The following is a 17,546-nucleotide window of genomic DNA, read 5'->3' on the forward strand; positions in this document are numbered from 1 at the left end:
GCCTTGGTGTCCGCGCGGACACCAAGGCCGATCCCGTTTGCCGGTTCGAACCGGCTCTCACCCGTTCAAGACAGGTCAGAGCGGGTTCACGTTGTACATCGGGAAGTACGACCCGATCCGGCCGTTCCCGTAGTCGTCGGCCAGGGCGGGCACCTGGTCGAACTCGTAGATCACGTCCGAGCCCTTCGGCGCCATCCAGCCCTCCGCCTCCTGGAAGTCCCGGATGGCGGGGGAGTCCTGGATCCGCCACACGTGCGTGTTCACCAGGATGTGCCGGCTGATGCACTCGGCGCCCCGCAGGTGCGACAGGCGCATGCCCGCCTTCCAGCCGCACGTGGTGACGATCCCCTCGCGGGCCAGGGAGTTCAGGGTGACGTCGTACAGGGGCTCGCCGATGTTGTCGACGAAGACCGCGACGCCGTGGCCGTCGCTGAGCTCGTTGACGAGGTCGGCGAAGGCCGCGACGGACGTCCGGCGCTGCTGGTGTCGCTCCCGGTCCGTCCGCTGCTCACGGGTGGGCAGCGAGAGGGCGGGGAACTCGCGGCGGTCCACCGGAGTGATGCCGTTCTCCCGCAGGAAGGCGACGCGCTCGTCCGAGCCCGCCGTCATCGCGACCCGGAACCCCTGCCGCTTGGCGAGCATCAGCTCGGCGAAGGCCACGCCGCCGCCCCACCCGAAGACCAGGTGGTTCGACGGGTCGTCGTCGGGGACCTGCGTCCGCCAGCACCCGTACGCCTTGTTCCAGTTGTCCCAGGCGGTGAAGTAGCGCCCGTACGTGGCCCACTGGGGCAGCGAGTACGCGGTGCCGTCGGGGATGGGCAGGAGGATCGACGCGTCCATCTTGGAGCGCTTGGCGAGCAGGCCGATGGTGTTCGGGCAGTCGTAGGCGTAGGCGAGCTCGGCGTAGCCGAAGCGGTCGAGCTTGCCGAACGGAAGCAGCAGACACAGGTCGCCCTCGCGGACCTGGATGTCGGTGCGGCTGCCCGTGTTCACCTGGAGCACGCGTACGACACCCAGGTTGCCGAGGACCACCGAGTCCTCGCCGCGGCTGCTGCACACGTCGATCGGCGACCGCGCGAGGGCGTGGTCGATGTTGGCCTCCCAGGAGCCGAGGATCGGCTCCACGAGGGCCTCACCCTCCTCCAGCGGGCCGAAGGTGAACTGGCCGTGCCGCAGCGCACCGCCAAGGCCGCCGTCGTTGGGGCCGGACACCGCACCGGAGTGCAGGACCCAGGCTTCTGGCGAGTAGATGACAACCTCCTGTGATCGAGTACGTTCCCGAGTCCGCGGGCCGCTTCAGCGCGCCGCTTCAGCGGGTCGCTTCCGCGTGCCGCGCGGTCAGCGGGTGGTGGCGGTCGGCATCCGGTAGTCCACCGAGACGCCGCCCCACGCCTCACCGGCGCCGTAGGCCACGGCCCCGAGCCGGCCCGTGGCGGGCAGGTCACCGGCGTCCAGCTCCTCGGCGAAGGCCAGCGGGATCGTGGCGGACGACGTGTTCCCGGAGTTCTCGATCCGGTTCACGAAGGGCACGCCGAGGTGCTGGGTGAAGTTGCCGACCTGGTCGAGGATGCGGCCGTTGGCCTGGTGGCCGATCAGGACGGTCGGCGCGGGGCCGTTGTCGACGAGGTACTGCGCCGACTCCGACATGCGGCGCACGGCGCGGTCGTACACCTGCATCCCGTCGAGGTGGATGCCGCCGTCGTCGGTCTCCCGCATGAGCGCTTCCTGGGAGCCGTCGCAGCCGGCGGTGTGGCTGAAGCCCTCGAAGTCCGGGCGGTCCTGGAGGAGGACGGCCGCGGAGCCGTCGGCGAAGATGGGCGCCGTCTGCCGGTCCTCGCGGTCCACCAGGCGGGACATGGCCTCCACCGAGACCACGAGCACCGACTCGGCCCGGCCCGCCTCGCAGAGCGAGAGCCCGGTGACGAGCCCGTAGACGAAGCCGCAGCAGGCCGCGTTCATGTCGAAGGCGAGCACCGAAGGGCCGAGGCCGATGAGCTCGGCGACCTTCTGCGCGATGCCCGGGACGCGCTGCTGCACCGAGGTGCTGACGACGACCAGGGCGCCGACCGTTGAGGGGTCGTCCATCCTGGTCACGATCGGCGCGCAGGCCTCCGCCGCCACCTCCGCGAGCGGGGTTTCGTCCGGCAGCCAGGAGCGGGACGCGATGCCGCTGCGGCGCCGGATCCACTCGTCGGTGAGGCCGATCGACTCGAAGTGGTCGTTGTCGATCGTCCGGCCCGGCTTCGCGGTGGCGATGTCGACTATGCCGGCGCTCATCCCTGGCTCGCCAATTTCACGAAATAGGTGCTGAAGTCGTCCAGGAAGGCGAAGGCCGCGGTCTCCCGCAGATCGCCCTTGACCTGGAGCTCGCGCTCGATCTGCTGGTGCAGCTCGACCAGGTCGAGGGAGTCGAGGTCGAGGTCGGCGACCGGCCGGGCGAGGTCATCGGGGCCCAGCGACGGGTCGCGCTCGCGCAGTTTGGCCAGCATGGTGTCCGCGATACGGCTTTCGATGTCGCTCATGTTCCTTCTCCGCTCAAGTGACTGGATCCGTCCACGTGACGGGATCTGTGAAGCCCGGTGCGTGGCGGGCTATTCGGCCGCCAACTGGTACAGCACTTCACCGGACTTGAGGATCGTGCCGGTCGTCGCGGAGTGGGCCGTGACCCGTCCGGCGCGCTCCGCCACGATCTCCGTGCTGGCCTTGTCGGTCTCGACGACCGCGATGACGTCGCCCCGCTCGATCCGGTCGCCGATCCCGGCGACCCACTCGACTAGCAGGGCCTCGCCGAGGCCGTGCCCGAAGCTGGGAACGTGCATGTCCACGGGGGAGTCGCTCACTTCGTCATCACCAGCACCTCGTCCTTGATCTCCTGCACATTGATCAGGTAGTCCTTCTCGAAGTCCGCCGGGGGGTAGGGCCGGCGGTCGGGCGCGAGCCTGCGGACCGGGCCGCGGAGCGCGTCGAAGCCGTGCTCGGCCACCGACGCGGCGATCTCCGCGCCGATGCCGACGTCCTTCGTCCCCTCGTGCACGATCAGCAGCCGCCCGGTGCGGCCGACGGACTCCAGGACCGTGGCCATGTCCAGCGGCGCCACCCAGCGCAGGTCCACCACCTCGACGTCGACGTCGGGGCTGAGCTCCCGCGCCGCTTCGAGCACCTCGTTGGTGATCGCCCCGTACGTGGCGATCGTCAGGTCCGTGCCGCGCCGCACGATCCGGGCCGCGGTCGGCGACCTCGCCGGCTCGGGGGCCCGCTCGGGCGTGCGCCGCTTCCAGTAGAGGCGGATCGGCTCGTACATCACGACGGGCGAGCCGAGCGTCACCGCGTACCGCAGGATCTGGTCGGCGTCCTCGCCCGTGGACGGGCAGGCCACCGAGATCCCCGGGACGCGGGCGAACAGCGCCTCGTTGGACTCGCTGTGGTGCTCGACGCCGCGGACCCCGCCCGCGGTCGGGATGCGCACCACCAGGCTCGGGCTGACCTGCCCGTTCCACCGGTCGCCGATCCGCGCCGCCTGGGTCACCAGCTGGTTCACCGCGGGGTAGGTGAAGCCGTCGAACTGGATCTCGCAGATGGGTACGAGGCCGCTCATCGTCATGCCGACGGCCTGCCCGACGATGGTGGACTCGGCGAGGAGCGAGTCGCGCACCCGGTCCGCGCCGAAGCGCTCCCGCAGGCCGCGGGTGACCCGGAACACGCCGCCCAGGCGGCCGATGTCCTCGCCGAGCAGCAGGACTCGCGGATCCTGCTCCAGCAGGTCGGCGAGCGTCGTGTTGATCGACTCCGCCAGGCGGGCGGACTGCACGGTGCTCATCACGCGTACTCCTTCATCAACCGCTCGCGCAGCTCCCGCACTTCGGCGTCGACGGCCCCGAACCACGCGTCGTCCACCAGGCCGAGCTCGCGCAGCCGGTCCGCGTAGGCGGTCACCGGGTCCGAGGCCTTGGCCCGGTCGAGGTTCTCGCGGGTGCGGTACACCTCGTGGGCGTCGGAGGTCGAGTGGCCGTGGATGCGCTCCACCTGGATCTCGACGAGGTAGGGACCCTGCCCGGCGCGGATGTGGGCGGCGGCACGGGAACAGGCGGAGAAGACGGCCTCCGGGTCCTGGCCGGGGATCCGGACGGACTCGATCCCGAAGCCGCGGGCGCGCTCGGCCAGCGAGGTGCGCATCTGCTCCTCGGACGGCTTGGAGATGGCCCAGCCGTTGTTCTGGCAGACGAACAGCACGGACGCCGACTCGACGGCGGCGAGGTTCATCGCCTCCGACATGTCGCCCTCGCTGCTGGCGCCGTCCCCTATATACACGACGACGAAGTCCTCAAGCCCCTGAAGGCGCTGCCCGAGCGAGTAGCCGACGCCGTGCAGCGTCTGCGCGGCGAGGACCAACGTGTACGGGAAGAAGCGCAGTTGGCGCGGGTCCCAGCCGCAGAACGTGCGGCCCGCCCACTGCGCGACCAGCTCGTCGGGAGCCACGCCGCGCAGCAGGGCGACCGCGTGCTCGCGGTAGCTGGGGAAGACGGTCGGGGCCGGGCCCACGGCGAGCGCGGAGCCCACCTGGGCGGCCTCCTGCCCCTGGCAGGACAGCCAGAGGTCGAGCACGCCCTGCTTCTGGAGCTGCTGGGCCTCCTCGTCGACGCCCCTGACCACCAGCATGTGGCGCAGCAGCGACCGTCGTGTGTCGTCGTCGGGATCTATCGCTGTTTCGTACTCGGATTCTGACCGCAAGACCATGGATCACCAGTCGCAGGTTCGTCGATGAGCTTTCTGTCGTCGTGCCACCCGGAACACCCCAAGGGCCCTCCCGTGATTCGGCTGGGGTGGGGCTCGTCCGACGCATCTCCACTCGGGAGCCCAGGCCCTGACGGGCCACCCGCGCAGGTCCGTCATCGACCGCGCGCGCTCTCGATCGCCTGGGCGGAAGGAGAGTGACTGAACCCGAATTCGAGCAGGCCCCCTGTACGGGCTACTGATCGGCCTACGGGCCGCTGATCGGCCATGTTGGCACACGAACCGAGTGCGGTACAGATTCGGCCGGGCCGCCGCGACGCGGCTGGTCGGGCCGCCCACAACGGCGCTTGTGGCGCCGCCGATTCGTCTCCTACGGTGGCGTCTCAGTCATTCCGGGGTCGCTGTGGATGCCGGGTGTCCTGTCGACAGGACGACGCCGCCCCGCTTTCCGGGAAGCTGCGGATGCCGGTGTCCCGTCGACGGGACGACGCCGGTCAAACAACCCTCGCCCGGTGCGTTTCCGTACCCGGCGCGGCGATTTCCCTCTCGAATCACCCCGTGACAATCAAGGACGGTGGGCAAGTTGAGCACGAACCCTTTCGATGACGCGGACGGCCGTTTCTCCGTCGTGGTCAACGACGAGGAGCAGCACTCCCTGTGGCCGGCGTTCGCCGAGGTGCCCGCGGGCTGGCGCGTCGTCTTCGGCGAGGCGGGCCGGGCCGAGTGCCTGGAGTACGTCGAGAAGAACTGGACCGACCTGCGCCCCAAGAGCCTGCGCGAGGCCATGGCGGCGAGCTGAACGCCGGTCGGGGACGACAGTGATCGCCGCCCGGGTGCTCGGTCGAACGATCGGTGCCGCCCAGGCACCACGCTGATGGGGAGATGAAGGTTGTGACGGGGCGTCCTGTGAGGATCGCGAGGAACGACAAGGCGGCGGCGACGGTCGCCGGCCGTGCGCCGGCGCAGCGCGACGCGGTGCTGTCCTTCGTGGGGAATCAAGCAACGGTTCAGAAGTCGGGGATGATCCTGTCGCAGGACCTGTCGGAGCGCTCCTGGGAGCGCATCGGGTCCAGCCTGCGTGAGCTCACGAACTCCTCGGCATGGTGGCTGGGCGACTGGCTGATCTTCGGGGAGACCACCTACGGGTGGCGGCGGTACCGCGAGGCGGTCGACCGGACCGGCCTCGACTACCAGACCCTGCGCAACTACGCCTGGGTGGCCCGGCGGTTCGAGCACCACCGCAGGCGGGACACCCTCAGCTTCGCGCACCACGCCGAAGTGACCCGGCTCTCGCCGCCGGAGCAGGACTACTGGCTGCGCAAGGCCGAACAGCAGAAGTGGTCGCGCAACGAGCTCCGCAAGGCGGTGCGCGCCAGCCTGGCCGAGCAGAACGGCACCCCCGACACCACCGCCGTCGCCCCGAGCGGCGGCGATGAGAAGCAGGACGTGCCCCAGCTGGCCGAGGCGGTGGCCGCCGACAAGCGCAAGCGGCAGGTCACCACCCTCACCATCGAGCTGTCCGCGGGACAGCTCGCCTCCTACGCGCAGGTGGCCGCCGCGCACGGGCTGCCCGTCGACAAGTGGGTGACCCAGGTGCTCGACGCCGCCGACGACCGGCGCACCGCCGAGAAGCGCACCGCCTAGCGGCGAAGGACCCACCCCGTTCCCCGTGAATGCGTCGGCGGCTCGCCCGACGGACACCTGTCACATCGGAGTCAGTTGATGATCCTTCAGGGAAAGCGGGTCGCTCTGCCCGCGGTACCCGTCGTCCACCAGCAGTTCGAGTCGCATGTGCAGGCGACTCCCGACGCCGTCGCCGTCGTCTGCGCCGGCGAGCGGGTGACGTACGCGGAACTGGACGCGCAGGCCAACCAGTTCGCGCACCTGCTCATCGAGCGCGGCCACGGCCGGGGCGCGAAGGTCGGCGTCTGTCTCGACTACTCGGTCGACCTGCTCGTCGCCATCCTCGGCACGCTGAAGGCGGGCGCGGCCTATGTGCCGCTCGACCCGGCCTACCCGTCGGCGCGCCTGGAGCTGCTCCTCGGCCAGATCCCCGATCTCGCCCTGATCGTGGCCTCCCCGGCGACGGCCGCGATGGTCGAGTCGGCGGACGCCGACGTCATCGACCTGCAGCAGTCGGCCGACCGGCTCGCGGGCCTTCCTGCGACCTCTCCGGACGTCTCCGTCACCGGGGACGACGTGTGCTACGCGGTCTTCACGTCCGGTTCGACCGGCACGCCGAAGCTGACCGCGGTGCGGCACGAGGGCTGGTTCAACCTGATGAACTGGCTGAAGCTCGAGTACGGCATGGACAGCCGGTCGAACAACCTGGTCGTCAGCGCCTTCGGCTTCGACCTCTCCCAGCGCGCCCTGATGACGTCGCTGTTCTGCGGCGCCACCCAACACCTCATGGCCAGCAGGAACTTCGACGCCCTGATGGCCTACCGCATGCTGAAGGAGCACGAGATCCGCGTGGTCCACTGCGCCTCCAGCACGCTGTACCTCCTGGTGGACTGGGAGACCGCGCGCGGCGGTGACGCGCTCACCAAGCTCGACCACATCCTGATCGGCGGCGAGCCGCTGAAGACCGAGCGGATCCTGGACTGGTCGCGGCGCGAGGGCAACACGTGCACCGTCCTGCACCAGTACGGCGTCGCCGAGTGCACGGACGTCGCGACGTCGTTCGACTTCTCCGGCTACCGGCCCGGCGAGCACGAGATCGCCCCGGTCGGCAGGCCGGCCTACAACACCGAGATCCACCTCCTCGACGAGCAGATGCAAGGCGTCGGGGCGGGCGAGTACGGCCAGGTCTGCATCTCCGGCGCCAGTGTCGGCGCGGGCTACCTCAACGGCAGCGGCCCCGAGTCCGAGAAGTTCTCGACGGTCGAGATCGACGGCGAGACGCGCCGCCTGTACCGCACGGGCGACCGCGGCTTCGTCACCGAGGCCGGTGACCTCGTCGTCGTCGGCCGGATGGACTCGCAGGTGAAGGTGCGCGGCATGCGCATCGACCCCGCCGACATCGAGCGCGCGCTCGGCCGCCTCGACGCGGTCCGCGAGGCCGCCGTGGTCATCACGTACACGGACGCCGGCGAGGGCGAACTGGTCGCGTTCGTCGTCCCGGCCGGGGACGGCCTCGACGAGAACGACGTGCGTGCCCGACTGCTCACGACACTGCCGCGCAACATGGTTCCGGCAAAGTTCATCAGCATCCCGCGGATTCCGTTGAGTCCGCACGGAAAGGTGGACCGCGCGGCACTCGTCGACACCTACAAGAACGAGTACGCCGACAGCTCTGCGACGGCATAGTCGACGGACCTTGATGACAACCGAGAGGACTGTGATGATTGCCGACAAGGTGCGCGCCATTTGGTGCCGGGAACTCCAGCGCGATGACATAGCGGTCGACGACGACTTCTTCGCCCTGGGCGGCCAGTCCGTGATCATGGCCAGGATTCAGGGCGCCTTTATCGAGGAGTTGGACGTCGAGGTCCCGGTGGACCAGATGTTCCTCAACCCGACGGTGGCGTCGATTTCCGCCTACATCGAATCCCTGGATTCGGTCACTTCATAGCGCCACGCATGGTGGGGTTCCGTGGTCCGTCCCGCCGGCGGGACAGACCGCGGAGCCGGGCCCGGTGCAGTGCAGTTCGTATTTATTCCGCCAGTTCGGGCGGCTAGCATCATTTGCGTGCTCGGCAGCGAGATGTGCATCCGCTGCTTTCGGCGGCGCGCTCCATCACGAAGCTCGAAGTCTTTCCGGCTGCGGCCGCATTGGGATTCAAAAAACCACCTAGTTAGAGAGGCGCCATGTACGACGTCATTGTCATAGGTGCCCGTTGTGCGGGATCGCCGGCGGCCATGTTGTTCGCTCAGCAGGGATATCGGGTCCTGCTCCTGGAGAAGGCGAAGTTCCCCCAGGACACCCTGTCCTCGCACTACATCCACCAGCCGGGTGTGGCGCTGCTCGGCAAGTGGGGGCTGCTCGACAAGCTCCGCGACACGGGTGTCACGCCGATCAACAAGGAGAGCTACCAGGGCCCCGAGGTCCGGCTCGAAGGCTTCTCCGTCCCGGTCGACGGCTACCGGACGACCTACGCGCCGCGCCGGTTCGTGCTCGACCCGATCCTCGCGTCCGGCGCCGTGGCGGCCGGCGTGGAGTTCCGTGAGGGCTGCGCGGTCAACGACCTGCTGTTCGAGGGCGACCGGGTCGTCGGCGTGCAGTACACGACGCCCGACGGCACCAAGGCGAGCGACCGCGCCCGCCTGGTCGTCGGCGCGGACGGCATGCGCTCGCTCGTGGCCCGCAAGGTCAAGGCGGAGAACGTCGTCGAGCACCCGCGCGCCACCTGCGTCTACTACAGCTACTGGTCCGGCGTGAACGCGGGCTTCGAGCTGTACGAGCGTCCGGGTCGCTGGGTCGCCGCGCTGCCGACCAACGACAACCTCACGCTCGTCATGACGTACTTCCCGCAGGACATGTACAACGAGGTCCGCAAGGCCGTGGAGCCCGCGTACCTCGAAGCCGCCCGCACGACGGCCCCCGATCTGTTCGAGCGGATGCAGGGCGGCGAGCGCGTCGAGCAGATGTACGGCACCGGGCACCAGGAGAACTACTTCCGCAAGGCCTACGGCCCCGGCTGGGTGCTGCTCGGCGACGCGGTGCACCACAAGGACTCCATCACCGCCCGCGGCATCACCGACGCGTTCATCCAGGCGCAGTCGCTCACCGACTACATCGGCGAGGGCCTGCACGACGACGCGAAGCTCAACTCGGCGCTGCGGCGCTACGAGAACGACCTGAGCAACAAGTTCCTCAACCTCTACCAGGGCGTGCTCAACGTGGCCGAGCTCAAGCCCGAGGGGCGTACGGAGATGCTGCAGAAGCTGGTCGGTCACCAGGACCTCATCGACCGGTACTTCTCGACGACGTCGGGCGCACTGTCCCTCGACGACTTCTACAACGCCGAACTCTTGACGGTACTCGATCAGGACTGAGTGGCGGCTCCGCGCGCCCCGGTAGTCCTGCCGATATTGGAGAAACAATGATCCCGTTGTCGTTCGCGCAGCGTCGGCTGTGGTTTGTGGACCAGTTCGAAGGCCCTTCGCCGACCTACAACGGCGCTTTCGCCCTGCGGCTCACCGGTGAACTGAACGTGGGCGCCCTGGAGTCGGCGCTCCGCGATGTCATCGACCGGCACGAGGCCCTCCGCACGGTGATCGTCGAGGACGACGGCGGCGTCCCGTATCAGCAGGTGCTGCCCTCCGGCCAGAAGCCGTTCGAGCTCCCGGTCGCCGAGGTCGCGGAGGAGGCGCTGGCGGCGGCGGTCGACGAGGTCGCAACGCAGACCTTCGACCTGGCCGCCGACGTGCCGGTCCGCGCCAGGCTGCTGCGGTGCGCGCCGCAGGACCACACGCTGGTCATCGTCGCGCACCACATAGCCGTGGACGGCGAGTCCTTCGGACCGCTGTTCCGCGACCTCACCGACGCCTACGCGGTCCGCAGCAAGGGCGAGGCCCCCCAGTGGGAGCCGCTGCCGGTCCAGTACGCGGACTACACGCTGTGGCAGCGGGACGTGCTCGGCGACGAGTCCGACCCCGAGAGCGTGGCGGCCCGGCAGCTGGAGTACTGGCGCGAGGCCCTGGCCGACCTGCCGCAGCCGCTCGCCATCCCGACGGACCGCCCCCGCCCCAAGGCGATGAGCCCCGCGGGCGACCGGGTGCGGTTCTCCATCGACGCCGAACTGCTCCGGTCCGTGGAGAAGCTGGCCACGGAGCAGGACACCACGGTGTCGATGGTCATGCACTCGGCCCTCGCCGTGCTCCTGCACCACCTCGGCTGCGGTGACGACATCCCCATCGGCGCGCCCATCGCGGGCCGCACCGACGAGGAACTGCGCGACCTCATCGGGTTCTTCGTGAACACCTGGGTGCTGCGCGTCGACCTCTCCGGCAACCCCACCTTCCGCGAGCTCCTGGAGCGGGTGCGGGACCGGTCCCTGGCCGCGTACGACAACCAGGACATGCCGTTCGAGCGGCTCGTGGAGCTGCTCAACCCGGACCGGTCCACGGCCTACAACCCGTTCTTCCAGGTGATGCTCTCCTGGCAGCCGCCCGTGCCGGACCTGGAGATCCCCGGGCTCGTCGTCAAGGCGGAGCGCCTGGAGACCAGGACGGCCAAGTTCGACCTGTTCTTCGACCTCATCCCGCAGAGCTCGGGCGGCGCCGAGTGCCGTCTGGAGTACGCCACCAGCCTGTTCGACCACGCCACGGTCGAGGGCATCGCGCAGCGGTTCGTGCGCGTGCTCGGCCGGCTCGCGGGCGAGGCGGGCAGCCCGGTCGGCGGCCTCGACGTGCTCGACGCGGGCGAGCGGGACCTGCTGCTCACCCGGTTCAACGACACCGCGACCGAGGCGCCCGAGCTGACGGTCCCGGAGATCTTCGAGGCCCAGGTCGCCAGGACGCCGGACGCCACGGCGCTCGTGTGCGACGGCCGGACGCTGACCTACCGGGAGCTCGACGACCGGGCGAACGCCGTCGCGTGGGAGCTGCTCCGGCGCGGCGCCGGGCCCGAGGACCTGGTGGTCCTCGCCCTGCCGCGCACCGAGGACCTGGTGGGGGGCCTGCTCGGCATCCTCAAGTCCGGTGCCGGGTACGTGCCGATGGACCCGCAGTACCTCGCCGGGCGCGCCGAGACCGTCCTGTCCGAGGCCCGCCCCCGCTTCGTGGTCACCGACACCGCGACGGCGCGGGACCTGCCGCAGAACGACATGGTGAGCGTCAACCTCGACGAGCGCGCCGCGTGGGACGTGCCCGCGGGAGCGCCGGACAACGCGGCCCGCACCGCGCCGCTTGCCCCGGACAACCTGGCGTACGTGATGTACACCTCCGGCTCCACGGGCAAGCCGAAGGGCGCGGCGATCACCCACCGCAACCTCGTCAACGGCGTGCGGGAGCTGGTGCGCGTCCTCGACGCGCCGACCGGCTGGAAGATGCTGGCCGGCACCTCCGTCAACTTCGACGTCTCCGTCTTCGAGCTCCTCACCACCCTGTCCACCGGCGGCACCGCCGAGGTCGTGCAGAACGCCCTCGCCCTCGCCGAGCGGGACAGCTGGGACGGCCACGTCATCAGCGCGGTCCCCTCGGTGCTCGGTGAGCTGGTGGGCCACCTGGAGAAGACGCCGGACGTGCGCACGGTCGTGCTCGCGGGCGACGTGCTCCCGGCCCAGCTGGTGCGCCAGGTGCGCGAAGCGCTGCCCGGCGCGCAGATCGTGAACTCGTACGGGCAGAGCGAGAGCTTCTACGCCACCACGTACTCCCTCGCGGCGTCCGAGGAGTGGACGGAGAGCGAGGTCGCGCCCATCGGCACCCCGCTGGGCAACATGCGCACCTACGTCCTCGGCCCCGGCCTCGCCCCCGTTCCGCAGGGCGTGATCGGGGAGCTGTACGTGGTCGGGACCTGCCTCGGCCGCGGCTACCACGACCGGCCCGTCCTGACCGCCGAGCGCTATGTGGCGAACCCGTTCGGCCCCGCGGGCGAGCGGATGTACCGCACGGGCGACCTGGCCCGCTGGAACGCGCGCGGCCAGCTCGAAGTGCTCGGCCGGGCCGACGGCCAGGTCAAGGTCCGCGGCTTCCGCATCGAGACCGCCGAGGTCGAGGCGGCCTGCCTGCAGCACCCCGGCATCAGCCAGGCCGTGGTCATCAGCCGTGAGGTGCCGTCGGGCGGGCGCAGGCTCGTCGCGTACGTGGTGCACACCGGTGAGGGCGCGGTCGGCGACGACGGCGCCGGCGGCATCGGCGACGTGGACGTCCTCGCCGGTGCGTCCTCCGCCGAACTGCGCAAGTTCGTCGCGGCCCGCCTGCCCGACTACATGGTGCCGTCGGCCTTCGTGGCCCTCGGCAAGATGCCGCTCGGGCCGACCGGCAAGCTGGACCGCTCGGCGCTGCCCGAGCCGGAGTTCCTCGGCGAGGCCTACCGGGAGCCGCGCACCGAGGCCGAGAAGATCATCACCGCCGCCTACGCCGACGTGCTCGGCGTGGACCGGGTCGGCATCGACGACGACTTCTTCGCGGTGGGCGGCGACAGCCTCCGCTCGATCCAGGTGGTCGCCCGCGCCCGTGCCCTCGGCCTGGACCTCACCACGCGCGAGATCTTCGAGTGCCGCACGGCGGCCCGCCTCGCCGAGGTGGCGTCCGCCCGCAAGGACCGCGTCCCCGCGCTCGCCGAGGACGAGACCGGCGGCGTCGGCCCGATGCCGCTCCAGCCGGTCGCGCGGCACGTGTTCGAGCACGGCGGCGGGACCGACCGCTTCGCCATGTCGATGGTGTTCGAGCTGCCCGCGGGCATCGACGAGAGCGGCCTCGCCGCGACCCTCGACGCGGTGCTCGACCGGCACGACCTCCTGCGCGCCCGCCTCGTGCGCGGCGACGAGCTCTCCCTCGACGTGCGCCCGGCCGGCGCCGTGCAGGCGGCGGACCTGATCCGCCGCGTCGCCTGCGACGACCGGTGGGACGAGCCGTCCGCCCTCGAAGCGGCGAAGGCCGAGCTCGACGACGCGGTCGGGCGGCTCGACCCGGAGGCCGGGATCCTGGCGGACTTCGTCTGGTTCGCCGCGGACTCGGGCGCGGGCAGGCTGCTCGTGGTCCTGCACCACCTGGTGGTGGACGGCGTCTCCTGGCGCATCCTCATGTCGGACCTCGCCGAGGCCTGGCAGCAGGTCAGCTCCGGCAAGCAGCCCGAGCTGCCCGCGGTCGGCACGTCGGCGCGCCGCTGGGCCGCGGCCCTGGAGGACGAGGCGTTCTCCGAGAAGCGCGAAGCGGAGCTCCCGTACTGGCAGAACGTGCTCGAAGGGCCGAACTCCCCGCTGGGCACGCGGGCGTTCGACCCGGCGGTGGACGTTTGGTCCACGGTCGACACCGTGCGCGTCGAGCTGCCCGCCGACGTCACCGACGCGGTCCTGACGAAGCTCCCCGCGGCGTTCAGGGGCACCGGCACCGACGTGCTGCTCGCCGCGCTCGCCCTCGCCGTGAACCGGTGGAGCGGCGCGGACCGCTCGACCCTGGTCCGCCTGGAGGGCCACGGCCGCGAGGAGGACGTCGTCCCCGGCGCCGACCTCTCCCGGACCGTCGGCTGGTTCACCAGCATGTACCCGGCCCGGGTCGACGTGGACGGGGTCGACCTGGCCGACGTCCTCGCGGGCGGCCCCGCCGCCGGCAAGGCGATCAAGCTGGTCAAGGAGCAGCTGCGCGGAGTCCCGGACAAGGGCGTGGGCTACGGCCTGCTGCGCTACCTGAACCCGGAGATCGGCGAGCAGCTCGCCGAGTACGCGGCGCCGCAGATCGGGTTCAACTACCTCGGCCGGATCTCCGACTCCGACGTGCCCGAGCACCTGCGCGCGCAGGGCTGGGGACCGGCGTCCTGGTCCGCCGAGCTGATCCCGGCGCCCGACCCCGACCTGCCCGCGCTCTCCGCCCTGGAGGTCAACTCGGTCGCCACGGACACCGCCGACGGCACCCGGCTGCAGGCCGCGTTCATGTTCCCGACCGGGGCGCTGTCCCGCGAGCGGGCCGCCGAACTGGCCGAGCTGTGGGTCGAGGTCCTGCACGGCATGGCCGCGCACGCCGCGCGCCCCGAGGCCGGCGGGCTCACGCCGTCCGACACCCCGCTGGTGCCGGTGCGGCAGGACGAGATCGAGAACTGGGAGAAGCGCTACGGCCGCCTCGTCGAGGTGTGGCCGCAGGCCCCGGGCCAGTCCGGCATCCAGTTCCAGGCCGCGCTCGCCGACGGCACTTTCGACGTCTACCACATGCAGTTCGTGCTGCACCTGTCCGGGCACGTGGACCCGGAGCGCGTGCGGGCGGCCGGGCAGAAGCTGCTCGACCGGTACCCGAACCTGCGCTCCGCGTTCCTCTCCGGCGACGGCGGCGACCCGGTGCAGGTCGTGCCGGGCCACGTCGACCTGCCCTGGAAGCACGTCGACCTGAGCGGTCGGGGCGCGGCCGAACAGGACGCGGCGCTCGATGAGTTCCTCGCCGCGGACCGGGCCGACCAGCTCGACCCGACCCGGCCGCCGCTGCTCCGCCTCGCCCTGCTCACCTGCGGGCCGCAGGCGGCGAAGCTCATCATCACGGCGCACCACACCCTGTTCGACGGCTGGTCGTCGCCGCTGGTGATCACGGACCTGATCCGCCTGTACGCAGGGACCGAGGAGCTTCCCCCGGTCCGCAGCTACGGCGACTACCTGGCCTGGCTGTCGAAGCAGGACCGGGAGGTGTCGGCCGCCCGCTGGGCCGCCGAGCTCGAAGGGTTCGACCAGCCGACCCTGGTGGCCCCGAACGCCCCCGTCCAGGAGGCGGCGTCCGCCCTCGGACGCGTCGAGGTGCCCCTGTCGATCGACAAGGGGCGTGAACTCGCCCGCCGCGCCGCGGAGCTCGGGGTCACCCTGAACACGCTCCTCCAGGGCGCGTGGGGCATCCTCGTCTCGAAGCTGACCGGACAGCAGGACGTGGTGTTCGGCGCCGCCGTCAACGGCCGCCCGGCGGACGTGCTCGGTTCGGACGAGATGGTCGGCCTGTTCATCAACACGCTGCCGACCCGGGTGTTCAGCCGCCCCGACCGCAGCGTCGGCGAGGTCATCACCGAGCTGCAGAACCGGCAGACCGCCCTGCTCGACCACCACTACTACGGCCTCGCCGACATCCAGCGCGGCGTCGGCCTGCCCGCCCTGTTCGACACGATCGTGGTGTTCGAGAACTACCCGGTCGACCGCGAGGGCATGGTCGACGCGAACCTCGCCGCGGGCTTCCAGATCGACGCCATCCGGCCGTTCGCGGGCTCGCACTACCCGCTCACCCTCAACGCCTCGGACCCCTATCTGCGGCTCTCGCTCGACTACCAGAACAACCTCTACGACCGCGAGGCGGCCGAGGAGATCGCCGCTCGGCTCGTCCGCGTCCTGGAGCAGCTGCTCGTCGACCCGACCGTCCCGGTCAGCGCCGTCGAGGTGCTCGGCGAGGACGAGCGGGACTGGCTGGTCCGCCGGGTCAACGACACGGCGCGGCCGGTGGCCCCGGACACCCTGCCGGGCGCGTTCGAGGCCCAGGTGGCGCGCGACCCGGACCGCGTCGCGCTGATCGGCGAGCAGGAGCGCCTGACGTACGGCGAGTTCAACCGCCGTGCCAACCAGCTGGCGCACTGGCTGATCGAGCAGGGCGCGGGCCCCGAGCAGCTGGTCGCGGTGCGCGTCCCGCGCTCCGTGGACCTGATGGTGGCGCTCTACGCGGTGGTCAAGGCCGGCGCGGCCTACGTGCCGATCGACACCGAGCTGCCCGAGGACCGGGTGCGGCACGTCCTGGAGGGCGCGAAGCCGCTGCTCGTCCTCGACGAGAAGCTGCCGGACGTGTCCGGGTACTCGCAGGAGAACCCGCAGCGGGCGCTCTCGCCGGACCACGCCGCGTACGTGATCTTCACGTCCGGCTCCACCGGCGGCCCCAAGGGCGTGCAGGTGGCGCACCGTTCGATCATGAACCGGCTGAAGTGGGGCCTCGCGCACTTCGAGGTCGGCGTCGAGGACCGGGTCCTGCTCAGCACGTCGGCGAGCTTCGACGTGTCGGTGCCGGAGATCTTCGCGCCCCTGCAGGTCGGCGCGGCCGTGGTGATCGCGCGTCCGGACGGGCGCAGGGACCCGGCGTACCTGGCCGAGCTGATCCGGCGGGAGCGGGTGACCGGCGCGGACTTCGTGCCGTCCCTCCTCGAGGCGTTCGTCTCCGAGCCGTCGGCGAAGGAGTGCGACAGCCTGCGCTGGATCGAGGTCGCGGGCGAGGCGTTCCCCGCGAACCTCGCCAACAAGGTCACCGATCTGCTGCCCCACTGCGGTGTGCACAACCTGTACGGCCCCACCGAGGCGTCCGTGGAGGTCACGGCGTGGCAGCACGTGCCGGGCGCGGACCGGGTGCCGATCGGCGCGCCGGTCTGGAACACCCAGGTGTACGTGCTCGACCCGGCACTGCGTCCGGTCGCGCCGGGCGTCGCCGGTGAGCTGTACCTGGCAGGCACCGGGCTCGCCCGGGGCTACCTGGGCCAGCTCGGCCTGACCGCGAACCGCTTCGTCGCCTGCCCCTTCGGGGAGCCGGGGACCCGGATGTACCGCACCGGCGACCTGGTGCGGTGGAACCGGGACGGCCAGGTCGAGTACATCGGCCGGACCGACTTCCAGGTCAAGATCCGCGGGTTCCGCATCGAGCTCGCCGAGATCGAGTCGGCGCTGACCTCGCACCCGGACGTCGACAGCGCGGTGGTCGTGGTGCGCGAGGACCGCGCCGACGACCAGCGTCTGGTCGCGTACGTGGTGCCGGGCGGCGGCACGGCGGACACGGCGCTCGACCTCACGGCCCTGACGGACCTGGTCCGGGAGAACCTGCCCGAGTACATGGTCCCGTCGGCGATCGTGCCGCTCGCCAAGTTCCCGACGACACCGAGCGGCAAGCTCGACCGCAACGCGCTGCCCGCGCCGGACCACACGGAGGCCGCGACCGGACGAGGTCCGCGCAACCCCACCGAGGAAGTCCTCTGCCGGCTGTTCGCCGAGCTGCTCGGCGTGGCGGAGGTCGGCATCGACGTCGACTTCTTCGACCACGGCGGGCACTCGCTGCTCGCCACCCGCCTCACCGGCCGCATACGCAGCGAGCTCAACGTCGACGTGAAGGTCACGACGGTGTTCCGCAGTCCGACCGTCGCCCAGCTGGCGGAGCGGATCGAGAAGCTGTCCACGTCGAAGCGCCCCCAGCTGCGACAGATGAACGTGCAGGAGTAG

The 17,546-nt window shown here is 70.9% G+C and carries 12 protein-coding genes; 6 read left to right on the forward strand and 6 right to left on the reverse strand.

What is annotated here, in order from left to right; all coding sequences use genetic code 11:
• Positions 1-75: 75 nt before the first annotated feature.
• The 6 genes from ACFWZ5_RS17145 to ACFWZ5_RS17170 all read right to left on the reverse strand — a co-directional run bounded on the left by ACFWZ5_RS17145 (position 76) and on the right by ACFWZ5_RS17170 (position 4,728).
• Complete coding sequence (locus ACFWZ5_RS17145) at positions 76-1,212, reverse strand: zinc-binding alcohol dehydrogenase family protein (protein WP_384789556.1); 1,137 nt, start codon at positions 1,210-1,212, stop codon at positions 76-78.
• A gap of 126 nt (positions 1,213-1,338) precedes the next feature.
• Positions 1,339-2,277 (reverse strand): 3-oxoacyl-ACP synthase III family protein, encoded by a 939-nt coding sequence (locus tag ACFWZ5_RS17150; RefSeq protein ID WP_384789554.1) that lies wholly within the window; start codon positions 2,275-2,277, stop codon positions 1,339-1,341.
• On the reverse strand, positions 2,274-2,522 hold the full coding sequence (locus ACFWZ5_RS17155) for a phosphopantetheine-binding protein (RefSeq protein ID WP_384789551.1): 249 nt from the start codon (positions 2,520-2,522) through the stop codon (positions 2,274-2,276). The genes ACFWZ5_RS17150 and ACFWZ5_RS17155 overlap by 4 nt, the downstream gene beginning before the upstream one ends.
• 69 nt (positions 2,523-2,591) lie before the next feature.
• Positions 2,592-2,840 (reverse strand): biotin/lipoyl-containing protein, encoded by a 249-nt coding sequence (locus tag ACFWZ5_RS17160; RefSeq protein WP_384789548.1) that lies wholly within the window; start codon positions 2,838-2,840, stop codon positions 2,592-2,594.
• Positions 2,837-3,817: an alpha-ketoacid dehydrogenase subunit beta gene (locus ACFWZ5_RS17165; protein ID WP_384789545.1), complete on the reverse strand. Its 981-nt coding sequence runs from the start codon at positions 3,815-3,817 to the stop codon at positions 2,837-2,839. Before ACFWZ5_RS17165 ends, ACFWZ5_RS17160 begins: the two co-directional genes overlap by 4 nt.
• Complete coding sequence (locus tag ACFWZ5_RS17170) at positions 3,817-4,728, reverse strand: thiamine pyrophosphate-dependent dehydrogenase E1 component subunit alpha (RefSeq protein ID WP_384789542.1); 912 nt, start codon at positions 4,726-4,728, stop codon at positions 3,817-3,819. Before ACFWZ5_RS17170 ends, ACFWZ5_RS17165 begins: the two co-directional genes overlap by 1 nt.
• A gap of 586 nt (positions 4,729-5,314) precedes the next feature.
• Between ACFWZ5_RS17170 and ACFWZ5_RS17175 the strand changes: the two genes are divergently transcribed.
• The 6 genes from ACFWZ5_RS17175 to ACFWZ5_RS17200 all read left to right on the forward strand — a co-directional run bounded on the left by ACFWZ5_RS17175 (position 5,315) and on the right by ACFWZ5_RS17200 (position 17,546).
• Positions 5,315-5,530 carry an MbtH family protein gene (locus ACFWZ5_RS17175; RefSeq protein WP_384789539.1) on the forward strand — a complete coding sequence of 72 codons (216 nt, stop codon included), beginning with the start codon at positions 5,315-5,317 and terminating at the stop codon, positions 5,528-5,530.
• 107 nt (positions 5,531-5,637) lie between these two features.
• Positions 5,638-6,375, forward strand: a complete 738-nt coding sequence (locus ACFWZ5_RS17180; RefSeq protein ID WP_384789536.1) for an LmbU family transcriptional regulator — start codon at positions 5,638-5,640, stop codon at positions 6,373-6,375.
• Between the two features lie 78 nt (positions 6,376-6,453).
• The gene (locus ACFWZ5_RS17185) at positions 6,454-8,040 is read left to right on the forward strand and encodes an amino acid adenylation domain-containing protein (protein WP_384789533.1); all 1,587 of its coding nucleotides are present in this window, start codon (positions 6,454-6,456) and stop codon (positions 8,038-8,040) included.
• 34 nt (positions 8,041-8,074) lie between these two features.
• Positions 8,075-8,305, forward strand: a complete 231-nt coding sequence (locus ACFWZ5_RS17190; RefSeq protein ID WP_384789530.1) for a phosphopantetheine-binding protein — start codon at positions 8,075-8,077, stop codon at positions 8,303-8,305.
• Positions 8,306-8,541: 236 nt separating this feature from the next.
• A complete protein-coding gene (locus tag ACFWZ5_RS17195; protein ID WP_384789527.1) occupies positions 8,542-9,729 on the forward strand; it encodes an NAD(P)/FAD-dependent oxidoreductase in 1,188 nt (395 codons plus the stop codon).
• Between the two features lie 47 nt (positions 9,730-9,776).
• Entirely contained in the window at positions 9,777-17,546 is a 7,770-nt protein-coding gene (locus tag ACFWZ5_RS17200; RefSeq protein ID WP_384789524.1) for an amino acid adenylation domain-containing protein, read from the forward strand.

Origin of the sequence: Streptomyces sp. NPDC059003 (assembly GCF_042740445.1) — a bacterium.
In the GTDB taxonomy this organism is placed as follows: domain Bacteria; phylum Actinomycetota; class Actinomycetes; order Streptomycetales; family Streptomycetaceae; genus Streptomyces.